At 71.5% G+C, this 25,193-nt stretch carries 23 protein-coding genes; 12 read left to right on the top strand and 11 right to left on the bottom strand.

What is annotated here, in order from left to right; translation table 11 throughout:
- Positions 1–6: 6 nt before the first annotated feature.
- The 4 genes from ACSP50_RS40510 to katG form a co-directional block, all read right to left on the bottom strand.
- On the bottom strand, positions 7–513 hold the full coding sequence (locus tag ACSP50_RS40510; RefSeq protein ID WP_014695135.1) for a hypothetical protein: 507 nt from the start codon (positions 511–513) through the stop codon (positions 7–9).
- A gap of 94 nt (positions 514–607) precedes the next feature.
- Positions 608–1,159 (bottom strand): thymidine kinase, encoded by a 552-nt coding sequence (locus ACSP50_RS40505; RefSeq protein WP_014695134.1) that lies wholly within the window; start codon positions 1,157–1,159, stop codon positions 608–610.
- Between the two features lie 49 nt (positions 1,160–1,208).
- On the bottom strand, positions 1,209–2,288 hold the full coding sequence (locus ACSP50_RS40500; protein ID WP_014695133.1) for a serine hydrolase: 1,080 nt from the start codon (positions 2,286–2,288) through the stop codon (positions 1,209–1,211).
- Positions 2,289–2,411: 123 nt separating this feature from the next.
- Positions 2,412–4,604, bottom strand: coding sequence for a catalase/peroxidase HPI (katG, locus tag ACSP50_RS40495; protein ID WP_014695132.1), 2,193 nt, complete (start codon positions 4,602–4,604; stop codon positions 2,412–2,414).
- Between the two features lie 221 nt (positions 4,605–4,825).
- Here katG and ACSP50_RS40490 point away from each other — a divergent pair, with 221 nt between their 5' ends.
- The 5 genes from ACSP50_RS40490 to ACSP50_RS40470 all read left to right on the top strand — a co-directional run bounded on the left by ACSP50_RS40490 (position 4,826) and on the right by ACSP50_RS40470 (position 12,564).
- Positions 4,826–5,008, top strand: coding sequence for a hypothetical protein (locus ACSP50_RS40490; protein ID WP_014695131.1), 183 nt, complete (start codon positions 4,826–4,828; stop codon positions 5,006–5,008).
- Positions 5,009–5,144: 136 nt separating this feature from the next.
- Complete coding sequence (locus tag ACSP50_RS40485) at positions 5,145–9,068, top strand: bifunctional nitrate reductase/sulfite reductase flavoprotein subunit alpha (protein WP_014695130.1); 3,924 nt, start codon at positions 5,145–5,147, stop codon at positions 9,066–9,068.
- Positions 9,069–9,467: 399 nt separating this feature from the next.
- Positions 9,468–10,619 (top strand): Gfo/Idh/MocA family protein, encoded by a 1,152-nt coding sequence (locus ACSP50_RS40480; protein ID WP_014695129.1) that lies wholly within the window; start codon positions 9,468–9,470, stop codon positions 10,617–10,619.
- Positions 10,619–11,761 (top strand): dihydrodipicolinate synthase family protein, encoded by a 1,143-nt coding sequence (locus ACSP50_RS40475; protein WP_014695128.1) that lies wholly within the window; start codon positions 10,619–10,621, stop codon positions 11,759–11,761. Before ACSP50_RS40480 ends, ACSP50_RS40475 begins: the two co-directional genes overlap by 1 nt.
- Positions 11,758–12,564 carry a sugar phosphate isomerase/epimerase gene (locus tag ACSP50_RS40470; RefSeq protein WP_014695127.1) on the top strand — a complete coding sequence of 269 codons (807 nt, stop codon included), beginning with the start codon at positions 11,758–11,760 and terminating at the stop codon, positions 12,562–12,564. The genes ACSP50_RS40475 and ACSP50_RS40470 overlap by 4 nt, the downstream gene beginning before the upstream one ends.
- On the opposite strand, the gene ACSP50_RS40465 is transcribed toward ACSP50_RS40470, so the two are convergent.
- The gene (locus ACSP50_RS40465; protein WP_014695126.1) at positions 12,549–12,950 is read right to left on the bottom strand and encodes a TfoX/Sxy family protein; all 402 of its coding nucleotides are present in this window, start codon (positions 12,948–12,950) and stop codon (positions 12,549–12,551) included. The genes ACSP50_RS40470 and ACSP50_RS40465 overlap by 16 nt on opposite strands.
- 96 nt (positions 12,951–13,046) lie before the next feature.
- Between ACSP50_RS40465 and ACSP50_RS40460 the strand changes: the two genes are divergently transcribed.
- The 6 genes from ACSP50_RS40460 (at position 13,047) to mgrA (ending at position 18,892) form a co-directional block, all read left to right on the top strand.
- Positions 13,047–13,592 (top strand): RNA polymerase sigma factor, encoded by a 546-nt coding sequence (locus ACSP50_RS40460; RefSeq protein ID WP_014695125.1) that lies wholly within the window; start codon positions 13,047–13,049, stop codon positions 13,590–13,592.
- Complete coding sequence (locus tag ACSP50_RS40455) at positions 13,589–14,389, top strand: zf-HC2 domain-containing protein (RefSeq protein WP_014695124.1); 801 nt, start codon at positions 13,589–13,591, stop codon at positions 14,387–14,389. Before ACSP50_RS40460 ends, ACSP50_RS40455 begins: the two co-directional genes overlap by 4 nt.
- Positions 14,390–14,614: 225 nt before the next feature.
- The gene (locus ACSP50_RS40450) at positions 14,615–15,415 is read left to right on the top strand and encodes an ATP-binding cassette domain-containing protein (protein WP_014695123.1); all 801 of its coding nucleotides are present in this window, start codon (positions 14,615–14,617) and stop codon (positions 15,413–15,415) included.
- Positions 15,412–16,698 carry a hypothetical protein gene (locus ACSP50_RS40445; protein WP_014695122.1) on the top strand — a complete coding sequence of 429 codons (1,287 nt, stop codon included), beginning with the start codon at positions 15,412–15,414 and terminating at the stop codon, positions 16,696–16,698. The genes ACSP50_RS40450 and ACSP50_RS40445 overlap by 4 nt, the downstream gene beginning before the upstream one ends.
- Complete coding sequence (locus ACSP50_RS40440) at positions 16,698–17,384, top strand: hypothetical protein (protein ID WP_014695121.1); 687 nt, start codon at positions 16,698–16,700, stop codon at positions 17,382–17,384. The genes ACSP50_RS40445 and ACSP50_RS40440 overlap by 1 nt, the downstream gene beginning before the upstream one ends.
- Before the next feature lie 518 nt (positions 17,385–17,902).
- Positions 17,903–18,892 (top strand): L-glyceraldehyde 3-phosphate reductase, encoded by a 990-nt coding sequence (mgrA, locus tag ACSP50_RS40435; protein ID WP_052311844.1) that lies wholly within the window; start codon positions 17,903–17,905, stop codon positions 18,890–18,892.
- Positions 18,893–19,116: 224 nt separating this feature from the next.
- Here mgrA and ACSP50_RS40430 read toward each other — a convergent pair whose 3' ends face one another.
- Positions 19,117–19,449: a helix-turn-helix transcriptional regulator gene (locus ACSP50_RS40430; protein WP_014695119.1), complete on the bottom strand. Its 333-nt coding sequence runs from the start codon at positions 19,447–19,449 to the stop codon at positions 19,117–19,119.
- Between the two features lie 219 nt (positions 19,450–19,668).
- On the opposite strand from ACSP50_RS40430, the gene ACSP50_RS40425 reads away from it, so the two are divergent.
- Positions 19,669–20,040: a hypothetical protein gene (locus tag ACSP50_RS40425; RefSeq protein WP_014695118.1), complete on the top strand. Its 372-nt coding sequence runs from the start codon at positions 19,669–19,671 to the stop codon at positions 20,038–20,040.
- On the opposite strand, the gene ACSP50_RS40420 is transcribed toward ACSP50_RS40425, so the two are convergent.
- The 5 genes from ACSP50_RS40420 to ACSP50_RS40400 form a co-directional block, all read right to left on the bottom strand.
- Positions 20,009–20,602 (bottom strand): GNAT family N-acetyltransferase, encoded by a 594-nt coding sequence (locus tag ACSP50_RS40420; RefSeq protein WP_014695117.1) that lies wholly within the window; start codon positions 20,600–20,602, stop codon positions 20,009–20,011. The genes ACSP50_RS40425 and ACSP50_RS40420 overlap by 32 nt on opposite strands.
- Positions 20,603–20,681: 79 nt before the next feature.
- The gene (locus ACSP50_RS40415; RefSeq protein ID WP_014695116.1) at positions 20,682–21,698 is read right to left on the bottom strand and encodes a hypothetical protein; all 1,017 of its coding nucleotides are present in this window, start codon (positions 21,696–21,698) and stop codon (positions 20,682–20,684) included.
- A gap of 62 nt (positions 21,699–21,760) precedes the next feature.
- Complete coding sequence (locus ACSP50_RS40410) at positions 21,761–22,360, bottom strand: biotin transporter BioY (RefSeq protein WP_014695115.1); 600 nt, start codon at positions 22,358–22,360, stop codon at positions 21,761–21,763.
- A gap of 143 nt (positions 22,361–22,503) precedes the next feature.
- Positions 22,504–24,447, bottom strand: a complete 1,944-nt coding sequence (locus ACSP50_RS40405) for a M4 family metallopeptidase (protein ID WP_014695114.1) — start codon at positions 24,445–24,447, stop codon at positions 22,504–22,506.
- A 164-nt stretch (positions 24,448–24,611) separates the two neighbouring features.
- Complete coding sequence (locus ACSP50_RS40400; protein ID WP_014695113.1) at positions 24,612–25,187, bottom strand: hypothetical protein; 576 nt, start codon at positions 25,185–25,187, stop codon at positions 24,612–24,614.
- Positions 25,188–25,193: the final 6 nt, after the last annotated feature.

Below are 25,193 nucleotides of genomic sequence, written 5' to 3'. Positions count from 1 at the left end.
GGGGGATCACTCGCTTTCGGTGAGCTCTTCGTAGCGGTAGAGGCGGGCCCGGGCGGCCCGGCGCACCCGGCCGGTCTCGATCTCGACCAGGCCGGCGGCGAGCGGCTCGGCCACGGTCCGGTCCCGCGACGGATCCGCGGTCGGCACGCCGGCGCCGGCCGGCGCGTGCCGCCCGGTGACGAACGGCTCGCCCGCCACCGCGGCGAACACCTCATACCCGCAGCGCTCCACCGCGAGCGTGACATCGTCGGCATAGCTGGCCAGCAGTTTCGCGGCCCGCGGATCGTCGGCGGCCAGGCGCCGCGCCTCACCGGCCATCGCGTCGTGCAGCCGCAGCAGGTCGGTGACGACCGGCTCCAGGATCACCCGGCGCAGCCCGTCCCGGAACTGCCGGTTCTCCTCGTGCAACCGGTCGATGATCGACTCGCGGTGCGCCGAGCGGCGGTGGAAATCGGCGAGCTGCGCCTCCACCCGCTCCAGCCGCGCCAGCACCGGGTCGGGGACCTCGTCCACGCGCCATCGCCTCCCGTGCGCCCGTTCCGGCACTGTCAGTTTTGGAACGTAACGGGTCTTCGCGGGCGGCGCTACGCCCGGGCGCGCCGTTTCGCTACGGGAGGACGACGCAGCGGCGGCAGCGGGCCTCGTACGTATAGGTGCCGTCGTCCGGCAGCGGCGTCGACGGGGCCAGCTCGCGGATGAACGGCTTGCCGTGCTCCAGCACCTGGGTGTGCGTCGCGTCCAGCGACCGGCACACGTCACACACCGCCCGGCGATAGATCACCTTTTCCGGCGCCAGCTCGAACAGCGCCCGCACCGGTGCGAACAGCTCGCCCCGGTGATCCAGGTCGATCCCGGCCACCACCACCTTGATCCCGCGCCGCACCGCCACCCCGAGCTCGGCGATGTCGTCCACGGTGAACATGTGGATCTCGTCCACCCCGATCACCTCGACACCGCCCTCCGCCGCCCCGGCCAGCGTGTGCACCTTCAATGTGTCCAGGCTGCCGCCGACCCGCGACATCACCGCGCTGTCCCGCCCGTGCCGCGCCGACTGGTAGATCCGGTGCGGGATGCCGGTGTGCTGCAGCGGCGACAGCAGGCTGATCATCTCCAGCGACTTGCCGCCCTTCATCGGGCCGAGGATCACGGTCAGGTCCATAGCCGCCCAGCCTGCCACCCGTCCCGCAGGACGGGTGGCCGGGGGTTGATCAGGCGCAGAGGGCGTCGTCGACGGTGCCGAGGACGGCGGCGGCGGCCTGCTCGGTGGCGGGCATCGTGGTGACCGCGACGGTGGCGGCACGGCCGTCCATGGTCACGCCGGTGCGGGTCTCGTAGCCGGGGATGTCACCACCGTGGCCCCACGCCACCCCGCCGCAGCTGAGCGGGAAGCTGACCAGGCCGAGGCCGTACCGGGCGCCGGGCCACAGTTCGGCCGGGACCGTCTTCTCCATCTCGGCGAGCTGAGCGTCCGGCAGCAGACGGCCGTGGATCAGCGCGCTGAAGAAGGTGTTGAGGTCGGACGGGGTGCCGACCATCTGGCCGGCCGCCCAGCCCCACGACGGGTCCAGGTCGGTGATGTCGAAGAGCTGCCCGTCGGCCAGCGTCAGGTAGCCCTGCGGATGCCGCTCCCGGATCCCGGTCTCGCCGTCCGCCGGGAAGTAGGTGTGGCGCAGCCCGGCGCGGCGGATCACCCGCCGGGTGATCTGCTCGGCCAGCGGTCGCCCGGTGACCTTCTCCACCAGCAGGCCGGCGACGATGTAGTTGGTGTTGCTGTACGCCCAGCTCGTCCCGGCCGGGAAGGTGTCCGGGTGGGCCAGCGCGAGGTCGAGCAGCTCCCGCGGCGCGAAGTGCCGGTAGCGCAGGGACAGGTCGTCCAGCGCCAGGTATTCGGTGTAGTTGGCCAGCCCGCTGGTGTGCTGCAGGATCTGCCGGACGGTCACCCGGCGGCCGTGCAGCAGGCCGGGCAGGTACCGCTCGACCGGGTCGTCCAGCCGCACCCGGTGCTCGGCGACCAGCTGCAGGACGACCACCGCGACGAACGTCTTGGTGTTGCTGCCCAGCCGCACCTGCCCGTCGGCGGGCACCGGACGCCCGGTCGCGGTGTCTCCGGTCCCGGCGACCGGTCTGCGGATCCGGCCGTGCTCGTCCCGGACGACCGCCAGCGCGCCGGGGAAGCCGTCGGCGACCAGATTCGCCAGATCCTTGCGGACCGGGTCCCGGGTGGCGGCGACGGCGGGCTGGGCGGTGAGCAGGGTGGCCGCGAGAACCGCGGCGACGATCTTCAGCATCGGAAGCTCCTGGTGATCGGTGGCGACACCGTTCAGCCTTCTCGATGCGGGACGACGATCCCATCTGGACAGCGGGCCATTCGGGGGTACGGCTGGCCATACCCCCGAGTGGCCGCGGACGGATCAGATGTCGAAGCGGTCCAGCTCCATGACCTTGACCCACGCCTTGGCGAAGTCCTGGACGAACTTCTCCTTGGCGTCGTCGGCCGCGTAGACCTCGGACTGGGCGCGCAGGATCGAGTTCGACCCGAAGATCAGGTCGGCCCGGGTGCCGGTCCACTTCACCGCGCCGGTGGCCCGGTCGCGGCCCTCGAACAGCTCGCCGTCGCTGTCGACCGGCGTCCAGACGGTGCCGAAGTCGAGCACGTTGACGAAGAAGTCGTTGGTCAGCGCGCCGGGCGTGGCGGTGAACACGCCGTGCCCGGTGTCCTGGTGGTTGGCGCCCAGCACGCGCAGACCTCCAACCAGCACGGTCAGCTCGGGAGCGGTCAGGGTGAGCAGCTCGGCCCGGTCGACCAGCAGCTGCTCGGTCGGCCGGCGGTGGCCCTTGCCCAGGTAGTTGCGGAAGCCGTCGTGGGTGGGCTCCAGCACCGCGAACGACGCGACGTCGGTCTGCTCGGCGGTCGCGTCGGTGCGGCCCGGGGTGAACGGCACCTCGACGGTGACGCCGGCGTCGGCCGCCGCCTTCTCCACCGCGGCGGAACCGGCCAGCACGATCAGGTCGGCCAGCGAGATCGGGGCGCTCAGCTGCGACCGCAGGGTCTCCAGCGTGCCCAGGACGCGGGCCAGCCGGTCGGGCTCGTTGGCCGCCCAGCCGTTCTGCGGGGCGAGGCGGATCCGGGCGCCGTTCGCGCCACCGCGCTTGTCGGTGCCGCGGAAGGTGGAGGCCGACGCCCACGCGGTGAAGACCAGGTCGGCGACGGTCAGGCCGGAGGCGAGCACGGCGGCCTTGATCTCGGCGATCTGGGCCGCGCCGACCAACTCGTGGTCGACGGCCGGGACCGGGTCCTGCCAGATCTGCGGCTCGGCCGGGACCTCCGGGCCGAGGTAGCGGGCGATCGGACCCATGTCACGGTGGGTCAGCTTGAACCACGCCTTGGCGAAGGCCAGCCGGAACTCCTCCGGGTTCTCGTAGAACCGGCGGGAGATCGGCTCGTAGATCGGGTCGAACCGCAGCGCCAGGTCGGAGGTGAGCATGGTCGGCACATGCCGCTTCGCCGGGTCGTGCGCGTCCGGCACGGTGCCCTCGGCGTCGGGCGAGGTCGGCACCCACTGCTTGGCGCCGGCCGGGCTCTCGCTCAGGGTCCACTCGTACTTGAAGAGCGTCTCGAAGAACGTGTTGTCCCACCGGGTGGGGGTGGGCGTCCAGATGCCCTCCAGGCCACTGGTGATCGCGTCGCCACCGACCCCGGTGCCGTAGGAGCTCTTCCACCCGCTGCCGAGCTGCTCGATCGGGGCGGCCTCGGGCTCCGGGCCGACGTGCGAGGCCGGGCCGGCGCCGTGCGTCTTGCCGAAGGTGTGCCCGCCGGCGATCAGCGCGACGGTCTCCTCGTCGTTCATCGCCATCCGGCCGAACGTGTCGCGGATGTCGCGGGCCGAAGCCAGCGGGTCCGGGTTGCCGTTCGGGCCCTCCGGGTTGACGTAGATCAGGCCCATCTGCACCGCACCGAGCGGGCTGGCCAGCTCGCGGTCACCGCTGTAGCGCTCGTCGCCCAGCCAGGTGTCCTCGGAGCCCCAGTTGACCTCTTCCGGCTCGTAGACGTCGGCGCGGCCACCGCCGAAGCCGAACGTCTCGAAGCCCATCGACTCCAGGGCCACGTTGCCGGCCAGGATCATCAGGTCGGCCCAGGACAGGTTCTTGCCGTACTTCTTCTTGACCGGCCAGAGCAGCAGCCGGGCCTTGTCCAGGTTGCCGTTGTCCGGCCAGCTGTTGAGCGGGGCGAAGCGCTGCTCGCCGGCGCCGCCGCCACCGCGGCCGTCGAAGGTCCGGTAGGTGCCGGCGCTGTGCCAGGCCATCCGGATGAACAGCGGGCCGTAGTGCCCGAAGTCGGCCGGCCACCAGTCCTGCGAGTCGGTCAGCAGGGCGGTGATGTCGGCCTTCACGGCCGCCAGGTCGAGGCTGGAGAACGCCTCGGCGTAGTCGAAGTCGCCGCCCAGCGGGTTGCCGACGACCGGGTTGCGGTGCAGGACGGTCAGGTCGAGGGCGTTGGGCCACCAGTCACGGTTGCCCCGGCCGCCGTGCGACGCGGTCCCGTGCGCGACCGGGCACTTGCCCGCGCGTTCGGCGCGGTTTTCTGCGGCGAGTTCGTCAGCCACGGATCCTCCAGAGACGGCGTTCAGACCCGCCGAGTCTCGCCAGTTTTCTGGAGTGAGTCAAGAAAACATCGGGTGATGTAACACCTATGCACGGGACGGCGCATGATCCGTTGCTTGACCCGGCTATGGCGCGCGTCACAGTGATCGGCCCGGTCGGGCAGTGTCCGGATAAAGATGGATGGGGGAGGCTTTCGTCCCACGCGCCAACCTCGGGAGCCCACATGCCCGTCACCACCGCAGGCCGTCTGGTGGCCGGGGCCGCCGCCGTCTTCATCGGCGCCGCCCTGGTGATCCTGAGCGGTTCTCTTCCCGCGGACGTCGGCAACGCCGTCTACTTCGTGCTGCCGGTCACCTGGCTGGCGATCTGCTGCGGGCTGGCCGGCATGGCCCTCTCCCGGGTGTGACCTGCCCCCTCACAACCGCCCCGGCGCCCCGGTGAGGATCGGGTAACTCGCGGCGCACTCCACAGTGACGGTGCGGTAATCGCGGCTTCCTAGCGTGACCGTTCGAGGACGACTCGTCGGACGGAAGGGACTGCCTGTGGCCGCCGATGTCACCCAGGTGCGCACCGTGTGCGGCTATTGCGGCGTCGGCTGCGGCATGGTGCTCGACGTCGCCCGGGATGCCGCCGGGCACCGCCGGGTCCTCAAGGTGACCGGCGACAAGGATCACCCGGCCAACCGTGGCCGGCTCTGCACCAAGGGTGCCACCAGCGCGGACATGCTGGCGGCCGAGGGCCGGCTGGGATACGCGCTGGTCCGTGCCGAGCGCGGCGCGGAGCCGGCCAAGCAGCCGCTGGACCGGGCGATCGCGGAGACCGCGCGCCGGCTGCGGGAGATCGTCGACGAGCACGGCCCGGACGCCTTCGCCATGTACGTTTCCGGGCAGCTGACCCTGGAGGCCCAGTACCTGGCCAACAAGCTGGTCAAGGGCTTCATCGGGACCAACAACATCGAGTCGAACTCGCGGCTGTGCATGGCCAGCGCGGGCACCGGCTACAAGCTGTCGCTGGGTGCGGACGGGCCACCCGGGTCGTACGACGATCTCGACCACGCCGACGTCTTCCTCGTGATCGGCGCGAACATGGCCGACTGCCACCCGATCCTGTTCCTGCGGATGATGGACCGGGTCAAGGCCGGCGCCAGGCTGATCGTCGTCGACCCGCGGCGCACCGCCACCGCCGACCGGGCCGACCTGTTCCTGCAGATCCGCCCCGGTACCGACCTGGCGCTGCTCAACGGCCTGCTGCACCTGGTGGACAAGGACGAAGAGTTCATCGCCGCGCACACCGAGGGCTGGGCGGCGATGCCGGATCTGCTGGCCGACTACCCGCCGGAGCGGGTGGCCGAGCTGACCGGGATCCCGGAGGCGGACATCCGCACCGCCGCCGCGTGGATCGACGGGGCGGCGAACTGGGTGACACTGTGGACCATGGGGCTGAACCAGAGCACCCACGGCACCTGGAACACCAACGCGATCTGCAACCTGCACCTGGCCACCGGAGCGATCAGCCGCACCGGCAGCGGCCCGTTCTCGCTCACCGGGCAGCCGAACGCGATGGGCGGCCGGGAGATGGGCTACATGGGCCCCGGCCTGCCCGGTCAGCGGTCGGTGCTGGTCCCGGCCGACCGCGAGTTCACCGAGCGGATCTGGGGGCTGCCCGGCGGCACCCTGCGCACCGAGGTGGGCAAGGGCACCGTCGAGATGTTCGAGCGGATGGCCGCGGGGCGGATCAGGGCCTGCTGGATCATCTGCACCAACCCGGTCGCCTCGGTCGGCAACCGCCGCACGGTGATCGCCGGGCTGGAGGCGGCCGAGCTGGTCATCACTCAGGACGCGTTCGCCGACACCGAGACCAACGCGTACGCCGACATCGCTCTGCCGGCCGCGATGTGGTCGGAAACCGACGGCATCATGATCAATTCGGAGCGCAACCTGACGCTGGTCCACCCGGTCGTCGACGCACCCGGCGAGGCGATGCCGGACTGGATGATCATCGCGCGGGTCGCCGCCGCGATGGGCTACGCGGAGGCCTTCTCGTATGCCGACGCCGCGCAGATCTTCGAGGAGATCAAACTCTTTGCCAACCCGCAGACCGGGTACGACCTGAGCGGCGTCTCCTACGAGCGGCTGGCGTCCGGACCCGTGCAGTGGCCGGCCGCTCCCGGTGGCCCGGATCGCAACCCCGTCAGGTACGCGGACTTCACCTTCGCCACGGCCGGCGGCAGAGCCGTCTTCCACGCCCGCCCGCATCTCGATCCGGCCGAGCTGCCCGACGACGACTACCCGTTCGTGCTGAACACCGGCCGCCTGCAGCACCAGTGGCACACCCTGACCAAGACCGGCAAGGTGGCCAAGCTCAACAAACTGAACCCGGGCCCGTTCGTGGAGATCAACCCGGTGGACGCCGCGGCGTACGGCATCGCCGAGGGCGACCAGGTGGAGATCGCGTCCCGGCGCGGGCGGGCCGTGCTGCCCGCGGTGCTCACCGACCGGGTGCTGCCCGGCACCTGTTTCGCGCCGTTCCACTGGAACGACCTGTTCGGCGAATACGTCAGCGTGAACGCGGTGACCAGCGACGCGGTCGACCCGCTCAGCTTCCAGCCGGAGCTGAAGGTGTGCGCGGTGGCGCTGACCAGGGTCGCCGCGCCGGCGCCGGCCGACATCCCGGCCGGGCTCGGGCTCGACCTGACACCGCCGGCGCTGAGCGAGGGGCAGCGGCGATACCTGGCCGGATTCCTGGCCGGTCTGCCGCCGGGGCGGGTGGGCGCGCCGGTGCTGCCGGGCAACGCGCCGTTCGACCCGGACACCACGATGTGGGTGAACGGCTTCCTGGCGGGGATGTTCACCGACGTACCGGACAAGGGTCTCGATCTGCCGCAACCGGCCGCCGGGCCGCGCCTGCAGGTCCTCTGGGCCTCGCAGACCGGCAACGCCGAGGACTTCGCGCGCGGGCTGTCCGAACGGCTGGCCGCGACCGGGCACCAGATCACCGTGCGCGGGATGGACGCCGCGGCCGCCGAGCTGCTCGATCCGGGCGCCGACCTGCTCGTGGTGACCAGCACCTTCGGGGACGGGGACGCGCCGGACAACGGGGCCGCGTTCTGGCAGTCGATCGCCGGGGACGGCGCGCCGCGGCTGGACGGGCGCCGGTACGCGGTGCTGGCCTTCGGCGACTCGAACTACGACGACTTCTGCGGGCACGGCCGCCGGCTCGACGAACGGCTGGCCGAGCTGGGCGGCACCCGGCTGGCCCCGCGCGCCGACTGCGAGCCGGATTTCGAGGACACCGCGGCCGGCTGGCTGGAATCGGTGATCACGGCGCTGACCGCCAAGGCGGTGAAACAACCCACCAAGGCCGCCCCGCTGCCGTCCGTTCTGGTCGGGAACCGCCTGCTCAGCGGCCCGGGCTCGGCCAAGGAGGTGCGGCGGTTCACCTTCGACACCGGCGGGCTGCTCGACTATCGGGTGGGCGACGCGCTCGGGGTGTGGCCGGTCAACGACCCGGACCTGGTGCAGGAGTGGCTGACCGTGACCGGCCTGAGCCCGGACACCGCGGTGGAGCTCGACCGGATCGGCATGGTCCCGCTGGCCGAGGCGCTCACCCGGCACCTGGACATCACGAAGATCACCGGCGACCTGCTCCGGTTCACCGCCGAGGTGGGCGGCGATCCGCACCTGAAGACCCTGCTCCGCCCGGACAACAAGGGCGAGCTGGCCAAGTGGGCCTGGGGGCGGCAGGCTGTCGACCTGATCGCCGAGCAGGGCGTGCGGGCCCCGGCGCAGGAGTGGGCCGGGGTGCTCAAGCGGCTGCAGCCCCGGCTGTACTCGATCAGCTCCACTCCGCTGACCGAGCCGGACCGGGTCAGCCTGACCGTGTCGGTGGTCCGCTTCGACAGCCTGAGCGGCCGCCCCCGCAAGGGCGTCTGCTCGACGCATCTGGCCGACGCGGCCGGCGACCGCGAGGTGCCGCTGTTCGTGCAGAAGGCCCCGCACTTCCGGCCGCCGGCCGACCCGGCCACCTCGATGATCATGGTGGGTCCGGGCACCGGGGTGGCACCGTTCCTCGGCTTCCTTCAGGAGCGGCAGGCCACCGGGGCGTCCGGTGCCAACTGGCTGTTCTTCGGCGAGCAGCGCCGGGAGACCGACTTCTACTACCGGGAGGAGCTGGCCGCGCTCTCCGCGGCCGGCACCCTCAGCCGGCTCGACCTGGCCTTCTCCCGGGACCAGCGGGCCAAGATCTACGTGCAGGACCGGATGCGGGAGCAGGGCGCCCAGCTGTGGGCCTGGCTCGCCGAGGGCGCCCACTTCTACGTCTGTGGAGACGCCAGCCGGATGGCCAAGGACGTCGACAAGGCGCTGCACGAGATCGCGGTCAACCACGGCCGGCTGTCCCCGGAGGCGGCCACCGCGTATCTCAAGCAGCTGGCCGCCGACAAACGCTACGTCCGCGACGTGTACTGACCAGCAGCAGGACCACGTCAGTGGGCGACGGCAGGGCCACGGCTCGCATCAACGCCGACCCTGGCCGGTTTGAGGAGGCGCTCCGGCCACTCAGTGGTGACGACCCGGGGCCGGTCGAGTGATCGACGGGCCCGCCGGCCTGAGGGCTCAGCGCATCAGGGGTGCCGGATCGGTGACGAGCAGGTCGCCATGGCAGCGCAGTGGCGGCAGCCGCTCGCTGAACGGCAGGGTCGTGCGGTAACGCGGCGTACCTGCCGGCCTGCCCCGAAAGGGGCGTCCGATCGGGGCGATCTTGTCGCGTCGGTTCCGACGTGGCTGCGGCCTTGTCTCGACATGGGCGTCGGCCTTACGCTGCCAACAGCAGGAAAGCGCTTTCCTCAAACTCGGAGGTAACCGTACATGGCAGCGCGGAGATCGATCGGCATCGTCGTCAACGGAGTGACCGGGCGGATGGGTTACCGGCAGCATCTGGTCCGGTCGCTGCTCGCGATCCGGGAGCAGGGCGGCGTGCCGCTGCCCGGCGGCGGGCACATCTGGCCCGAGCCGATCCTGGTCGGCCGGGACCCGGACCGGCTGGCCGCGATCGCCGCCCGGCACGGCCTGGCCGAGTGGACCACCGACCTGGCCGCCGCGCTCGCCCGACCGGACGCCGAGATCTACTTCGACGCGCAGGTCACCCAGCAGCGGGAGAAGGCGATCCGCCAGGCGATCGCGGCCGGCAGGCACGTCTACACCGAGAAGCCGCTGGCCGAGAGCTCCGAGGCGGCCGAGGAGCTGGCTGAGCTGGCCACCGCCGCCGGCATTCGCCACGGTGTGGTGCAGGACAAACTGTTCCTGCCCGGCCTGCGCAAGCTGAAGCGGCTGATCGACGGCGGTTTCTTCGGCCGGATCCTGTCGGTGCGCGGCGAGTTCGGCTACTGGGTGTTCGAGGGCGACTGGCAGCCCGCTCAGCGCCCCAGCTGGAACTACCGGCTGGCCGACGGCGGCGGCATCGTGATGGACATGTTCCCACACTGGAACTACGTGCTGGAGGAGCTGTTCGGCACGGTCCGCGGGGTGCAGACGACGATCGCGACGCACGTGACGCGGCGGGTCGACGAGCGCGGCGAGGAGTACACCGCGGACGCCGACGACGCCGCCTACGCGATCTTCGAGCTGGCGGGCGGCATCGTCGCCCAGATCAACTCGTCGTGGGCGGTCCGGGTCAACCGGGACGAGCTGGTCGAGTTCCAGGTCGACGGCACGCACGGCAGCGCGGTCGCCGGCCTGCGCGGCTGCAAGATCCAGCACCGGGCGACGACGCCGAAGCCGGTGTGGAACCCGGACCTGCCGCTGACCGGCCGGTCGTTCCGCGACGAGTGGGCCGAGGTGCCGGACAACGACGAGTTCGACAACGGGTTCAAGGTGCAGTGGGAGGCGTTCCTGCGGCACGTCGTCGCCGGCGAGAGCTTCCCGTGGGACTTCGCGTCCGGTGCCCGCGGGGTCCGGCTGGCCGAGGCGGGGCTGCGGTCGGCGCGCGAGGGGCGCCGGATCACGCTGGGCGACGCCTGATGGCCACCGTCGACCTGCCCACCGGGCGGCTGACCCTTTCCGGTCACTCGCCCTTCCCCGCGGCGCCGGTGCCCGCGGCGCGCAGCCGGATCGCGTACGCCGCTGCCCATGTCGTCGCGGACCCGCGCGCGGAGAACGCCCCGGGTGCGCCCGCCGCCCTCGACTGGGCCGCCACCCTGGCCTTCCGTCGGCACCTGTGGGCCCACGGCCTGGGGGTCGCCGAGGCGATGGACACCGCGCAGCGCGGAATGGGCCTGGATTACACGGCCACCAGGGAGCTCATCCGGCGCAGCGCGGCCGAGGCCGCGGCCTGCGGCGGCCGGATCGTGGCGGGGGTTGCGACCGATCAATTGCCGCCAGGTTCGCCGTCGCTCGAAAAAATCCGATGGGCGTACGACGATCAGCTCGCGTTCGTGCTCGACGCCGGCGCCGTGCCGGTGTTGATGTGCAGCCGGCACCTGGCCGCCGCCGCGCGGGACGCCGACGACTACCTGACGATCTATCGCGCCCTGCTCGACAGCACGAGCACTCCGGTCGTGCTGCACTGGCTCGGCACCGCGTTCGATCCGGCGCTGGCGGGTTACTGGGGCTCGTCCGACGTGGACAAGGCCACCGAAACCGTGCTGGAGCTGATCAACAGCAACCCCGGCAGGGTCGACGGCATCAAGATCTCGCTGCTCGACGCCGATCACGAGATCCGGCTGCGCCGCCGGCTGCCCGCCGGGGTCCGCCTCTACACCGGCGACGACTTCAACTATCCGCAGCTGATCCGCGGCGACGACCGGGGGCACTCGGACGCCCTGCTCGGCATCTTCGCGGCGATCGCCCCGGCCGCGGCCGCCGCCCTCGCCGCCCTGGACCGGGGTGACCTCGACGGGTACGACCGGATCTTCGCGCCGACCGTGCCGCTGTCCCGGCACATCTTCGAGAAGCCCACCTTCTACTACAAGACGGGCATCGTCTTCCTGGCCTGGCTGGCCGGGCACCAGTCGCACTTCACCATGGTCGGCGGTCTGCAGTCGGGCCGGTCGGTGCCGCACTTCGCCCGCCTGATCGCTCTCGCCGACGCGGCCGGGCTGCTGCCCGACCCGGACCTGGCGGCCCACCGGGCCAACCGATTCTTCGAGGTGATGGCCGGATGAGCCGGTTCTCGTTCAATCAGATCACCGCCCGGTCGTGGGACCTGCCGGACCTGGTCGCCGGGTGCGTCGAGGCCGGCGTCGGACAGGTCGCGCTGTGGCGCGAGCCGGTCGCCGAATACGGGTTGGAACGCTCCGCGGCCCTGGTCCGCGAGGCCGGATTGACCGTCACCACGCTCTGCCGCAGCGGCTTCTTCCAGGAGCCGGACTGGTTCGACGACAACCGCCGGGCGATCGACGAGGCCGCCGCGCTCGGCACCACCGTGCTGGTCCTGGTCTCCGGCGGCCTGCCGGACGGATCCCGGGACCTGGCCGGGGCGCGCCGGCACGTGGGCGACGCGATCGCCCGGCTGGTCCCGCACGCGGCCGCGGCCGGGGTGACCCTGGCGATCGAGCCGCTGCACCCGATGTACGCCGCCGACCGCTGCGTGATCAACACCTGGGACCAGGCCGTGGCGATCGCCGAACAGCACCCCGCCGGGCAGGTCGGGGTCGCCGTCGACACGTACCACCTCTGGTGGGACGACACGGTGCTGGACAAGATCGCGGAGGCCGGTGAGCGGATCGCGATCTACCAGCTGGCCGACTGGATCACACCGCTGCCGGCCGGGGTGCTGACCGGCCGGGGGCTGCCCGGAGACGGCTGCGTGGACATGCGGGCCTTCCACGAGGCGGTGGACAGGGCCGGATATGCCGGGCCGATCGAGGTCGAGGTGATGAACGCCGACCTCTGGGAACGGCCGGGGCGAGAGGTGCTCTGGGCGGCGCTCACGGCGTACGAAAGTGTGTTTCAGAGGTCCTTGTGAAGCCGGGACCGGTGCGGCCGACGATGTCCGGGCCGGTCCCTTCCACCTTTCTCCTCGTGCTGTTTCGGCGGCAGGGAGCCGGCGAAATCCACGCCGGCGCGCAGCCATCGGGCCAGGTCCTCGTCGTCCAGGCGGGCGCCGTCGACGACGATCCAGTTCCGCATCGGGCGACCGGTGAAATCGAAGACGCGGGTGCCGGGCTCGGCGAGGGCCGGTGCGACGGCTGGTGCGCCGAGGCGGACGATCAGATCGTCGCCCATCACGCCGGCCGCCATGTTGCCGTGGACCAGAAAGGTGATGCCGCCGAACATCCGTTTGCCGGTCACCCCGTCGACGTCGCCGAGCTGATCCCGGATCCGTTCCGCGAGTACCTCGTCAAAGGCCATGCGATCACCGTACGCCCGCAGCCGCGGCCGCCTTAGATGTGACTCACGTCACGCTGGCTCGAAAACCGGAGGCCGCTTGGCGTCGTCTTGCCTGTTGTGAAACGAAGTCTGGACGCGGTCGACGAGGCGGAGCTCGTGCGCCGCACCGCCGCCGGTGACCGGCACGCGTTCGACGAGCTCTATCGCCGCACGTCGCCGTGGCTCGCCGTGCGGCTGCGACGCCGCTGCTCCGACCAGGACGTGATCGCCGACGTCATGCAGGAGACCTATCTGGCCGTCTGGCGGGCCGCCGGCGACTTCGCCGGCACGACCGTCGCCGGCAGCGCGGCCGGCTGGCTCTGGACCATCGCGGCGAACAGACTGGTCGACGCCTTCCGGCGCCGCGCCCGCCAGCAGCAGGCGCCCACCTTCGTGCCCGAGCCCGCGCCCGCCGCGGAGGACGAGGTGATGGCCGGCCGGGTCGGCCAGGAGCTGGAGCAGGCGCTGCTCACCCTCCCGGCCGAGGTCCGGCAGGTGCTGCGCGCCATGGTTCTCGACGGCCTCTCGGTCCGGGAGACGTCCGTGCTGCTCGGCGTGCCTGAGGGCACCGTCAAATCGCGGGCGCGGCGCGCCCGGATCGCACTGCGGGAGGCGCTGTCATGACCGGGCACCCGAGCCCCTCGGTGATCTCCCGATACGCCGACGGCGACCTGAGCCTCGACGAGGCCACGGTCTGGACGGTCGAGGTGCACCTCGAGGAGTGCGCCGACTGCCGGACACGGCTGTCCGGTGCGGTGCCGGCCGACGTCCTGATCCTGCTCGACCGGGTGAGCAACGGGGTGGATCAGGGCATCGCGTCGGGTCCGCCGCCGATCCCGCTGCGGCGACGACGCTGGTCGGCGGCGCGGCACCGGTGGCTGGTCTGGCACCTGCTGCCGTGGCTCGGCATGACCGCGGCGGCCCTCGGCTGCGCGGTGGTGCTCCAGGCGCTCGCACCCACCCTGCCGTCGCTGGTGCTGCTGCTGGCCCCGATCGCCCCGCTGCCCGGGGTGGCGGTCGCCTGGAGTCGGGGCGCCGACCCGGCCTGGGAGCTGATCGCCAGCACCCCGGCGGCCGGGCTGCCCCTGCTGCTGCGCCGCACCGCGACGGTCCTGGCGGTGATCGTGCCGGTGCTGGCCCTGATCAGCAACGGCGTCGGCGTCTCGCTGGCCCTGACCCTGCTGCCGTGCCTGGCCTTCACGACCACGGCGATCGCGCTGGGCGCCGTCCTGGGCGTCCGCCTCGCCGCGATCAGCCTGGCCAGTGCCTGGGTGGCGATCGTCGCCGTCCCCGCCGTGTTCGTGATGCACCTCCCGGCGATCCTGCTCCCGGGCAGCGTCGCGATCTGGGTGTCGACCATCGTCGTGGCGGCCGCTTTCACGCTGAGCCCCGCCATCCGCTCCCGCCGGTTCTCCCGATGAGCCGCACCGATCTCTTCCACCGGTTGTTCTGATGAGCCGCACCGACCTTTCCCGGCGGTTCTTCCGATGAGCCGCACCGACCTTTCCGACCGGTTCTTCCGATGAGCGGTGCCTGTTTCCGCTGGATCTTCCGATGAGTCGCATCGATCGCCGTCGGGCGGTCGTGAGTGACCTCTGTGCTTCGCTGCCCGGGTTGCCGGGCGGCGCTATTCGAAGGGACATCGCATGCGTACGGTGAGCGCGGCTGAGACCGCCCCCACCCTCCATCCCTGGGTGGTGCAGGCCGAGGGCCTGCGCGTCCGCGCCGGCCGGCATCTGGCTGTCAACGGCCTCGACCTCGCGCTCGGCGGCGGCGTCCACGGCCTGCTCGGGCCCAACGGCGCCGGCAAGACGACGCTGATGCGCGCCCTGGCCACGGTGATCGAGCCGGCCGGCGGGCAGCTGACCCTGCTCGGCGAGTCCGTCGACGGCCGCGCCGACCTGCGCCGGGTGCGGCGCGGGCTGGGCTATCTGCCGCAGGCCTTCGGGTTCTATCCGCGCTTCACCGTGCGCGAGTTCGTGGAGTACATGGCCTGGCTCAAGGAGATGCCGAAACCGGCGGTGCCGGGCGCGGTCCAGCGGGCGATCGAGCGGGTCGGTCTCGCCGACCGGGCCGACCGCCGGATGAAAACGCTGTCCGGCGGCATGCTGCGCCGGGCCGGCATCGCCCAGGCGATCGTCAACGACCCGGCGGTGCTGCTGCTCGACGAGCCGACCGTCGGCCTGGACCCGGAGCAGCGCCTCGACTTCCGCGAGCTACTGCGCGACCTGGGCACCGACAGCTGCGTCCTGGTCTCCACCCACCTGGTCGAGGACGTGGTCGCCGCCTGCACCGACGTCGTGATGATCAGCGAGGGCCGGCTGGTGTTCCAGGGCACCCCGGAGTCGCTGATCGCCCAGGGCGGTCCCGACGACGCGGGTGACAGCCCCGCCGAGCGAGGCTATTCCGCGCTGCTGCGCCGCCACCGTTCGGAGGCCGCCCGGTGACCCGCATCCTCGGCATCGAGCTGCGTCGTTCGGCCGCGCTCGGCTCCGTCCTGATCCTGACCGCGATCGGCGTCGCCCTCATGTTCTACTTCGAGGAGGCCGACTGGACCACCGGCTGGGTCCAGATGGTCATGTCCGAGCGGCTCTACCTGGCGCTGCTCTGGCCGCTGTCCCTGGCCGCCGGCGCCTGGCAGGGCCGCCGCGAGTCCCAGTCCAACGTGGCCGAGCTGTTCGCCAGCACCCCGCGCCCGCGCGCTCAGCGTGCCGCGCCGACCCTCGCCGTGATGGCCCTGGCCGTCGTCACCAGCTACCTGCTGATCGCCCTCGCCGCCGGCACGACCCTGATCGGCCGGGCCGGCTACTTCCCGGCGGCCGTGCCGGCCATCGCCGCGGTCGGCGCCCTGTCGATGCTCGCCGGCGCCTGGTTCGGCCTCGCCGTCGGCCGTCTGCTCCCCTGGCTGATCACCGCGCCCGCCCTGGCCGTCGCCGGTCTCGGGCTGCTGCTCGGCCTGCCCTCCACCAGCCGGCACCGGGGCTGGCTGGCCACCATCTTCTCGCCGATCTTCGACATGAACATGCCGGACAAATACTCGACCGTGCCCGGCCGGGCCAGCGTCTCGCAGGCGATCTGGATGATCACGTTCGCCGTCACCGGTGCGCTCCTGTTCGCCGCGGCCGGCTGGCGCACCCGGGTCGCTGCCCTGCTCCCGGTCGCTCTCGGCGCGGCGGTGGCGATCGCGGTCATCCCGCACCAGGACCGGCTCATCGTGGACTCGGTCGACCCGGTCGCCAAAGAGCTGGTCTGCGCCCGCAACGAGCCCCGGGTCTGTGTCAGCCGGGTGCACGCCGGCCTGCTGCCCGAGCTGCTCCCGCAGGCCCGCGAGGCGCTGACCACCCTGGCGAAACTGCCCGGCACCCCGACCCGGGTGCACGAGGACAACAGCACCTACGTCCCGGACGTTCCCGCGCCGAAAAGTCCGGACGTCGCCCTGATCCGCATCGACGTGAACAAGAGCGGCCACCTGGACACCGACCTGGCACCGCGGATCGTCGCCGCGGCCTTCAGCGGACGGCCCGACTGCGACGGCTCCCCGCGCCAGGCGGAGACGCTGGCCGCGGCGTACTGGCTGATCGGCCGTGCTCCGGCGATGCTCGCCGACTTCCAGGACGAGCAGGACACCGCCAACGCCGCCGCCGAGTGGCAGAGACTGCACGCTCTGCCCGCCGACAAGGCCACTGCCCAGGTGATCGCCATCCGCGCCGCCGCCACGAGGTGCGAGTGATGCCGCGCGCCTCGTCGCCGCTCACGGCGGGCAGCCCGGCCCGGCGTCGGCTGATGCCTTCGCTGGGCGCGGCCGGCCTGTCCTCCCGCTGGCTGATGCTCTACCTGCGTTCACGGCGGGCGCCCTTGGCGCTCGCCCTGGTCGGAGCCGGCACGGTGCTGCTGTGGATTCTGTGGGTCACCACGTCCAAGACCCGCGACGTCGACTGCCGGATGGTGCAGGTCGCGGTGCTGCTCGCGGTCGCGGCCCTGACCGCCACCCTGGGCGCGCCCGACGACGCACTGGAACGCACCGGCGCGGTCAACTGGCCACTCCGCCGGACCGTGCACCTGCTGGTCGCCCTGCTGATCGTGGTCGGCCTGCTGACCGTCACGCTGCTCACCCCGGCCCGCTTCGGCCCTGCGAGCTTCGTCCTGCGCGACGCGGCCGGACTGCTCGGCCTCACCGCCCTCGGCGCCGCCTCGATCGGCCCGGCCCGCTCCTGGTTCGCACCGCTCGGCTGGACCTTGACGGCCGTCATGTTCCCGCTGGGCGACGGCACCATCCAGCAGATCGTCACCTGGCAGGCGCAGCCCTCGGGCAATGCTCCCGCCACGGTCACGGCTTTGCTGCTGGCCCTCGGCGGCCTGGTGGCCTATGCCAACGCCGGCCCGTCCCGGAGAGCACCCGCCGAGGTCCCGGTCTAGACAGCTACCCCGTCGTGTCCCGTCGGACCGAACGCACCCGCCCCGACTCGACGGGTCCGTTCGGTCAGGCGGGTCCGTTTCGTCGGGCGGGTCCGTTCGGTTTGGCGGGTGCACTTGGTTCGGCGGGTTGGTTTCGTCGGGCGGGTGCGCTTGGTCCGGCGGGTCCGTTCGGTCGGACGGGTCTGTTCAGCGGAGTTCGTTCGGATCGGCAGGCCTGACCGGCTGCCGGGTCCGGCTCACCCGCCTGCTCCATCCTGCCTTGCTCGGCGGGCGGCTGGCCCGCCTCGACTCGCCTTTCGCAGGTCATCGCCCTTCCCGGCGGCGGCTTGTTCTCACGGGGGCCCGGCTTGGCTGCCGTCGACCGTCGTGGGTGATCGGCCGCTGGGCGGGGGAGCGCGCCGGCGGTGGGTGACATGTGCCGGACGGAGGCGGAAGGGGTTCCGGGGGCGAGCAGGTGGAGATTGGGATAGGAATCAAGGGTGACTTCCTATGCGGCGGCGGCCGCTCGTTATGACGCCATGGAATATCGCCGGTGTGGGCGCAGCGGGTTGAAGCTGCCGGCGATCTCGCTCGGGCTGTGGCACAACTTCGGGGACGACAAGCCGATCGAGACGCAGCGGGCGGTGCTGCGCCGGGCCTTCGACCTCGGTGTCACGCACTTCGACCTGGCCAACAACTATGGGCCGCCATACGGGTCGGCGGAGATCAACTTTGGGCGGCTGCTGGCCGAGGATTTCCGGTCGTATCGGGATGAGCTGATCATTTCGACCAAGGCCGGGTATGACATGTGGCCCGGGCCGTATGGGGACCGTGGATCGCGGAAGTATCTGACCGCGTCGCTGGACCAGTCGCTGCGGCGGATGGGTCTGGACTATGTGGACATCTTCTACTCGCACCGGTTCGACCCGGAGACACCGCTCGAAGAGACGATGGGGGCGCTGGACGCGGCGGTGCGGGCCGGCAAGGCGCTCTACGTCGGGATTTCGTCCTACTCGCCCGGGAAGACCGCGGAGGCGGCGGCGATCCTGCGGGAACTGGGTACGCCGTTGCTGATCCACCAGCCGTCGTATTCGATGCTGAACCGGTGGGTCGAGGAGGATCTGCTCGGTGTGCTGGAGCGGGAAGGGGCCGGGTGCATCGGGTTCTCGCCGCTGGCGCAGGGCATGCTCACCGACCGCTACCTGAACGGGGTGCCCGAGGGTTCCCGGGCCGGCGAACAAAAATCGTTGACGACCGACTGGCTCAACGACGAGAACCTGGGCAAGATCCGGGCGCTGAACGCGATCGCTGAACGGCGTGGGCAGAGCCTGGCGCAGCTGGCGATCGCCTGGGCGCTGCGGGATCCGCGGATGACGTCGGTGGTGCTCGGCGCCAGCAGCGTGGCGCAGCTGGAGAACAATCTCGCGGCGCTGGGCAACACCGCGTTCGCCGCGGACGAACTGGCCGAGATCGACAAGTATGCGACCGAGTCCGGCATCAACCTGTGGGCGCGCTCGAGCGATTACTGACCGGCCCGCCGCCGCCGAACGCGATCCAGCGTGCGGGGCGGCAGCCGGAGCGCCGGATGGTGCCGCGTGGCGCCGAGGATGGTCGCGCGGTGCCACGGTGGGTCGCGCGGTGCCACGGTGGGTCGCGCGGTGCCACGGTGGGTCGCGCGGTGCCACGGTGGGTCGCGCGGTGCCACGGTGGGTGGCGCGGTGCCACGGTGGTCGCGAGGTGCGGACTGCTCGCTCTAACGCTTCTGCGAGCGCAACTCCACCAGCAGGCCGTCGCGGTCGGTGAGCACCGCGCCGAGGATGCGGCGTCCCGCGGCGAGCAGGTCGGCGACATCCGGGGTGCTCAACGCGTACATCACCAGGGCGCCCTCGCGGAACGAGGCGACGATGCCGGCGCGGCGCAGGACGGCGAGCTGCTGGGAGAGGTTCGAGGCCTCCACGTCGATCTCGGCTAGCAGGTCGCGGACCGGGCGCGGGCCGTCCTGCAGCAACTCCAGGACCCGGATCCGGACGGGGTGGCCGAGTGTCCGGAACATCTCGGCCTTCGCCTGATACAGCGGCACGGACACGGCGGGTCCCCTCCAGTCATTCACACCGACCAACGCGGGGGAGGCGGCCCGGTTACGTGCCTTGTGCAGTTTCGAAGTTGCAGAAATCTTCAACTGCCCGGCCGCCAGGAAAAGCATCGCGGGTAGTCGACTGTCCAAGCCGGACATCATGTGCGACGGGGTTGCCGCCGGGTCGGTGACAGTCGATGTCGACCGGAGCGAGACATCGGAGGAGACCGGATGCCGGACATGGACGTAGCCCTCAAGGACGCGATGCAGATCGACGGCGCCATCGGCGTCGCTCTGGTCGACCGCAGCAGTGGAATGGCCCTCGGTGTCGCCGGCGGCGACCGGAATTTCGATCTGACCGTGGCGGCCGCCGCCAACACCGAGGTCGTCCGGGCCAAGCTGCGCACCATGGAGATGCTCGGCCTGCGCGAGAACATCGAGGACGTGCTGATCACGCTGGAGTCGCAGTACCACCTGATCCGGCCGCTGACCGGGCGGTCGGGCCAGGGCCTCTTCCTCTACCTGGCGCTGCACAAGGAGCGGGCCAACCTCGCGCTGGCCCGCCACCAGCTCAAACGGATCGAGACGAATCTGGATATTTAGCGAACCACTCGTCGGAGAGGATCGCGAAGTCGACCTCGGTGCTCCACTCGCCCTTGAACAGCTCGTTGTGCACGAGCCGGGCCTCCTGCCGCATGCCGAGGCGGCGCAGCACCCGGGCGGACGGCTCGTTGCGCTCGTCGATCCGCCCGATGATCCGGTGCAGGCCGAGCTCCTCGAAGCCGAGCCGGAGCATGGCCTGGGCGGCCTCGGTGGCGTAGCCCTGGCCGACCGCGTCGGGGCTCAGCACATAGCCGACCTCGCCGCCGCGGTGCCGGCGGCTGTGCCAGAACAGGATCACGTCGCCGACCAGCCGGCCGGTCTCGGCGTGCTCGATGCCCAGGGTCAGCGACTGCCCCTCGTCGGTGAGGACCGTCGCGGCCCAGTAGGTCGCGAGCCGGTCAGCGATGACCTCGGGGGTCATCGGCTCGAACGGCAGGTAGCGGCAGACGTCGGGGCGGCTGCGGTAGGAGAGCAGCGCCTCGGTGTCCGCCTCGGTCAGCGGGCGCAGCAGGAGACGCTCGGTCGTGATCGGATACGCGGGACGCAACTCGTTGGGCGACACGCGAACATCTTGCCATCCGCGTGCCGCCGTTCGCACACACGTTCGAGTTATCCACAGGCTGTGTGCACAGCCTGTGGGTTCAGCGGCGGGCGTCCGCGTAGCGGAGCAGCGCGGCGACACCGCCGCGCAGGTCGTGCTCGTCCGGGTCGCAGAGCAGGATCGACGCGTCGGTGGCGGCCAGCGCGCGCAGCATCGCGGCGTCCGCCCGGACCAGCGGCGGGTGCGCCGCCCCGGCCGAGCGCAGTTCCTCCGGGTCGTCGCTGAGCTGGTGCGGGTCGGGGCCGATCCACAGCCGCTCGGTGGACGACGGATCGTCGATCATCAGCAGCGTGTCCACCTGCCCCCGCGACAGGTAGCTCACCACCTCGGACAGGCCGTTGCCGGCCGAGCCGTCGTGCGCCAGCTGGGCGTGCAGCCGAGCGAGCGTGTCGCGCCGCAGCGCCTCGGCGCAGTCCGTCATCGCCTGCACCGGGACGGCGTTCTCGGTCTCCACCACCCGTTCGCGCCACCGGTCCGGAAGCTGGGTGACGAGCCGGGGGCGGGCCTGCGGGGCGCCGGCCACCAGGATCAGCTCCGGGCCGGTGCGGTCGGCCAGCTCGGTGACCGCGTCGGCCGGGTCGCCGGCACCGGCCCGCCAGGTCAGGTCGGTCAACGGCGGGGACCATCCGCCGCCCGGGATCAGCCGGCCGGTGGCGGCCGCGTCGATCGCCGTGCCGGACGGGGCGACGGCCACCCGCAGGTAGTGGATCTCGCCGGCCAACTGGGCGACCATCGGCATGGCGTCGGGGAGTGGCTCGTACGCCGAAATCGTCGTGGCCGGCGGCGCGTGCAGCGCCTGCCGCAGGATCACCTCCCCCGCGGTGGCGAACAGCGCGAGTCCGTGCCGCCCGGGCCGGGCCGGATGATCGAGGACCGCGTCCTCCAGCGCGTGCACGGTGAGCGGGTCGCAACCGGCCTCGGCGAGGATCTCCCGGGCCGCGTGCCAGCGCTGCTCGATCAGCCGCGCGGCGTCCGCGGTGTCCCGCGACGTGTCGAGATATACCGAAGCCCACGGTCCGGGGCGTTCGTACAACCGGCGGAGCATGGTGAGTCGCATGGGTCTGGCCTCCCTGTGTCCCGAGCGTGCAGGTCCCTGCCAGTTTCCCCCGCCGAGCGGCCTCAGCCGGGGCGTTTGCGGTTCAGCAGGGCCCAGGCGCCGGGCAGCAGGGCGGTGGCGAGGGCGATTTTGAGCGCGTCGCCCATCAGGTAGGGGACCAGGCCGTGGCAGAACGCGCCGGGCACGTCCATCGTGGTCATCAGGGCCAGCCAGGGAACGCCGAACAGGTAGATCAGAAGATTTCCGATCAACATCAGACCGATGGTGTACGCCGGTCGGCGATCCGCCCCGAGCGCCGCGAGCTGCCCGACCAGCGCCGCCGCCACGATGAAGCCGATGAGGTATCCGCCGGTGGCGACCGGCCACCCCGAGGTGCCACCGGCGAACCAGGGCACGCCCAGCACCCCGGCCAGCGCGTAGAGCACCATGCCGGCGGCGCCGCGGCCCGGGCCGAGCACCGCCCCGGCCAGCAGCACCGCGAACGTCTGCCCGGTGATCGGCACCGGCGAGCCGGGCACCGGGACGGCGATCTGTGCGGCGGCGCCCACCGCGCCGGCGGCGCCCACGATCAGCAGGAGGTCGCGGACGGCGGACCGGCCCCAGACGTCGGCGAGCACCCCGGTCGGCCGGCCGGGCACCACCGCACCGAATACGTCAGTCATGGGTGACCTCCCGTCCAGCGTTGCGGGAACCGTAAGCGTCGAAGATCACGGTCAGGCGTCACTGTGGCCGGTATCGCACCACATCGGACCACGCGAGGGGCGCTGCCGGGTGGCAGCGCCCCTCACGTCGATCGGTCGAGGGATCAGACGGTCAGGGTCCAGCTGTTGATGTAGCCGGTGTCCTGGGAGTAGACGTCCTGGACCCTGAGGCGCCAGGTGCCGTTCGCCGCCTCGCTGGACAGGTTCTTGGTGTAGGTGGTGATCACGTTGTCGGCGCTGTCGCTGCCGGACGTGGCCTTCAGGTTGTAGACCGTGCCGTCCGGGGCGACCAGGTCGACCCGCAGGTCACCGCGGTAGGTGTGGACGATGTTGACCGCGATGGTGGAGGTCGCCGAGGCGCTGCGGGCGCAGCCGCTGATCACGATGTTGCTGTAGACCGCGGCACCCGCGTCCGGGATCGAGACGTCGGTGTCGTTGGTGGCGCTGCAGCCGCCCGGCGGGGTGGTCGTGCTGGTCGACGGGCTCGGGGAACCGGTGCCGCCGCCGGAGCAGGTCGGGTCGGCGGACTGGGCCGGCACGTTGACCGCGTCCCACGCCGCCTTGGTGGTGTTGAACAGGCCGCAGCTCGAGTCCAGCGCCTTGGCCGCGGTCAGCGTCCAGGTGCGGTACTTCAGGTACGACGAGCTGGAGGTCTTCATCAGCATCGCGTTGTACATGATCTTGATGGCGTTCTGGATGCCGACGCCGCTGATCGCGCCGGAGCCGGAGCACCGGGTGCTGGTGGGCTGGCCGTCGGTCGGGTTGGTGCCCTCGGCGAGCAGGTAGAACCAGTGGTTGCCGGGGCCGGCCGCGGCGTGCACCTCTTCGCTCGGGATGCTGCTGGAGTAGCAGTTGTCGTCACCGGCGAGCGACGGGTTGTACATGTACCGGATCGGACCGCTGCCGACCAGGTTGACCTCCTCGCCGACCTGGAAGTCCGGCGGGTCGTTCGGGTTGTTGGCGAACCACTCGGTCGACGCGCCGAAGGTGTCGGCGACGAACTCCTGGGTGTTGCCGTTCGAGATGCCACCCGGGGTGTTGTCGTCGATGCCGTGGCCCAGCTCGTGGCCGACCACGTCGGCGGAGGCGATCCACTGACCGGCGGTGTTCTTGCCGATCTGGACCTGGCTGCCGTCGTAGTAGGCGTTCTGGTCGTTCAGGCCGACCCGCAGGGGCCAGCCGCCACCGCTGCCGTTGAAGCCGTTGCGGCCCAGCCAGGTGGACAGCATGGCCTTCTCCCGCTGCGCGACGTAGAGGGCGTCCGCACAGCCGGTCTCCCGGTTGGTGCCGGTGCCGTTGCCCCACACGTTGTCGGAGCCGGTGAACGTGGTGTTGGACGCCGCGTCCTGGCACTTCAGGGTGGTCATGGTCGGGTCGGTCATGCTGTACGTGGAGCCGGAGAGCGTGGTGTCCAAACTCACCGTGCCGTTGATCCAGCCGTTGCCGGTGCCGGTCACGTCGGTGACGTGCTCATGGGTCCGCAGCACCCGGCCGGTGGCGGCGTCCACGTCGACGGTGAGCCGGCTCGGCCCGCCGGCGTTCGTGCCCCGGATCGTGGATTCCCAGGCCAGGGCCGGGGTGCCGGTGGTGGCCAGCACGACGAGACGGGTGCCTTCGACGGTGGTGACCGTCTTCAGCTGACCCTTGGCGACCTTGAGGGAGGCGGCCGCGGTCAGCGCCGGGGTGGTGTTGACCGCGCCGAGCGGCGAGCTCTGCGCCGTCGACGTGAACTTGACCTGGCCGGCCAGGTCGGTGACGACGACACCGTCACCGCCGATCACCGGGAGGCCCTTGTAGGTCTTGTCGAACGGCACGTACTGGAGGTGGTCGGTGGAGATCACGTCATGCTGGACGAAGGCCTCGTCGGCGGCCGCGTGCAGGGCGGCGGGGCGGGCCGCGAACAGGGATGAGGCGGCCGATGCGGCCGCGGCGGCGGGAGAGGCGGCCACGTTGGGCTGGGCGGTCGCCGGACCGGCGACCGCCACCGCCACCGAGGCGACCGCTGTTGCGGCGACCGCGGCGACGACGACAGGGGTACGGGATTTCACGCACTGCTCCTTTCCCGCCCGGGGGGTTGGCGGGCGGGCTAGACCGTCCGTGGACGATGGGTCACGTCTCGATGACTTGTGGTGAGACGTTAAGCATCGACGAACGTCACCGAATCAGGGAAAACCCTCGTTCAGTTCGGAGAGCGCTATCTATCCGGTAGCTGCTAGGAGCCGATCTCGTCGACCTGCGCATAAGGCGCGTTGTTGTACCAGATGGCGTGGATGATGAAGCTGTGCGCGGTCTCGTTGAAGTAGACCGCCATGTCGCCCGGCGAGCTCTGCGTCTTCTCCACCGCGTACCCGTCCGCCGGCGTCGCGGTGACCAGGGAGACGACGCCCTCGCTGGTCATCCTGATGACCGCCTGGCCGCCCTTGAGACTGAAGGAGCGGACGTACGTCCGGACCCCGGCACCGTCGGTGGTCACCGTCCACCCGTTCTCGTTGGTGGTGGACGGCTTGCCGGTGGGGACGGCCGCCGGTGATTTCGACGGCTTCCTGCTCGGCTTCGCGGACGGCGACGTGGGTGCGGGCGCCGGCGTCGTCGGGGTCACCGCGGGGGATGGCAGAGGGGTCCGCACGTCGGCGGCCGGCACCTGATCGATCTCGGGCAGCGCCCCGGCATCGGCCCGGGCCGCATTCAGCACCGGGAGCAGCGCCACCCAGGAGAGCACGATGCTGGTCGCGGTAGCCACGAACCAGCCCGCCACCGGAACCCACCGGGAAGATCGCACGACGCCCATCCTCTC

The sequence above is a fragment of the Actinoplanes sp. SE50/110 genome (assembly GCF_900119315.1).
GTDB lineage: Bacteria > Actinomycetota > Actinomycetes > Mycobacteriales > Micromonosporaceae > Actinoplanes.
Note: the sequence above shows the minus strand (reverse complement) of the source record. Positions and strands in the feature narration are given on the sequence as shown.

Bases quoted from the DNA above. Each gene is read 5' to 3' on its own strand.
- ACSP50_RS40505 (WP_014695134.1), bottom strand. From the start codon at position 1,159: ATGGACCTGACCGTGATCCTCGGCCCGATGAAGGGCGGCAAGTCGCTG.
- ACSP50_RS40500 (WP_014695133.1), bottom strand. From the start codon at position 2,288: ATGCTGAAGATCGTCGCCGCGGTTCTCGCGGCCACCCTGCTCACCGCC.
- ACSP50_RS40490 (WP_014695131.1), top strand. From the start codon at position 4,826: ATGCCCGTCACCACCGCAGGCCGTCTGGTGGCCGGGGCCGCCGCCGTC.
- ACSP50_RS40480 (WP_014695129.1), top strand. From the start codon at position 9,468: ATGGCAGCGCGGAGATCGATCGGCATCGTCGTCAACGGAGTGACCGGG.
- ACSP50_RS40475 (WP_014695128.1), top strand. From the start codon at position 10,619: ATGGCCACCGTCGACCTGCCCACCGGGCGGCTGACCCTTTCCGGTCAC.
- ACSP50_RS40470 (WP_014695127.1), top strand. From the start codon at position 11,758: ATGAGCCGGTTCTCGTTCAATCAGATCACCGCCCGGTCGTGGGACCTG.
- ACSP50_RS40465 (WP_014695126.1), bottom strand. From the start codon at position 12,950: ATGGCCTTTGACGAGGTACTCGCGGAACGGATCCGGGATCAGCTCGGC.
- ACSP50_RS40455 (WP_014695124.1), top strand. From the start codon at position 13,589: ATGACCGGGCACCCGAGCCCCTCGGTGATCTCCCGATACGCCGACGGC.
- ACSP50_RS40450 (WP_014695123.1), top strand. From the start codon at position 14,615: ATGCGTACGGTGAGCGCGGCTGAGACCGCCCCCACCCTCCATCCCTGG.
- ACSP50_RS40440 (WP_014695121.1), top strand. From the start codon at position 16,698: ATGCCGCGCGCCTCGTCGCCGCTCACGGCGGGCAGCCCGGCCCGGCGT.
- mgrA (WP_052311844.1), top strand. From the start codon at position 17,903: ATGGAATATCGCCGGTGTGGGCGCAGCGGGTTGAAGCTGCCGGCGATC.
- ACSP50_RS40425 (WP_014695118.1), top strand. From the start codon at position 19,669: ATGCCGGACATGGACGTAGCCCTCAAGGACGCGATGCAGATCGACGGC.
- ACSP50_RS40415 (WP_014695116.1), bottom strand. From the start codon at position 21,698: ATGCGACTCACCATGCTCCGCCGGTTGTACGAACGCCCCGGACCGTGG.
- ACSP50_RS40410 (WP_014695115.1), bottom strand. From the start codon at position 22,360: ATGACTGACGTATTCGGTGCGGTGGTGCCCGGCCGGCCGACCGGGGTG.
- ACSP50_RS40400 (WP_014695113.1), bottom strand. From the start codon at position 25,187: ATGGGCGTCGTGCGATCTTCCCGGTGGGTTCCGGTGGCGGGCTGGTTC.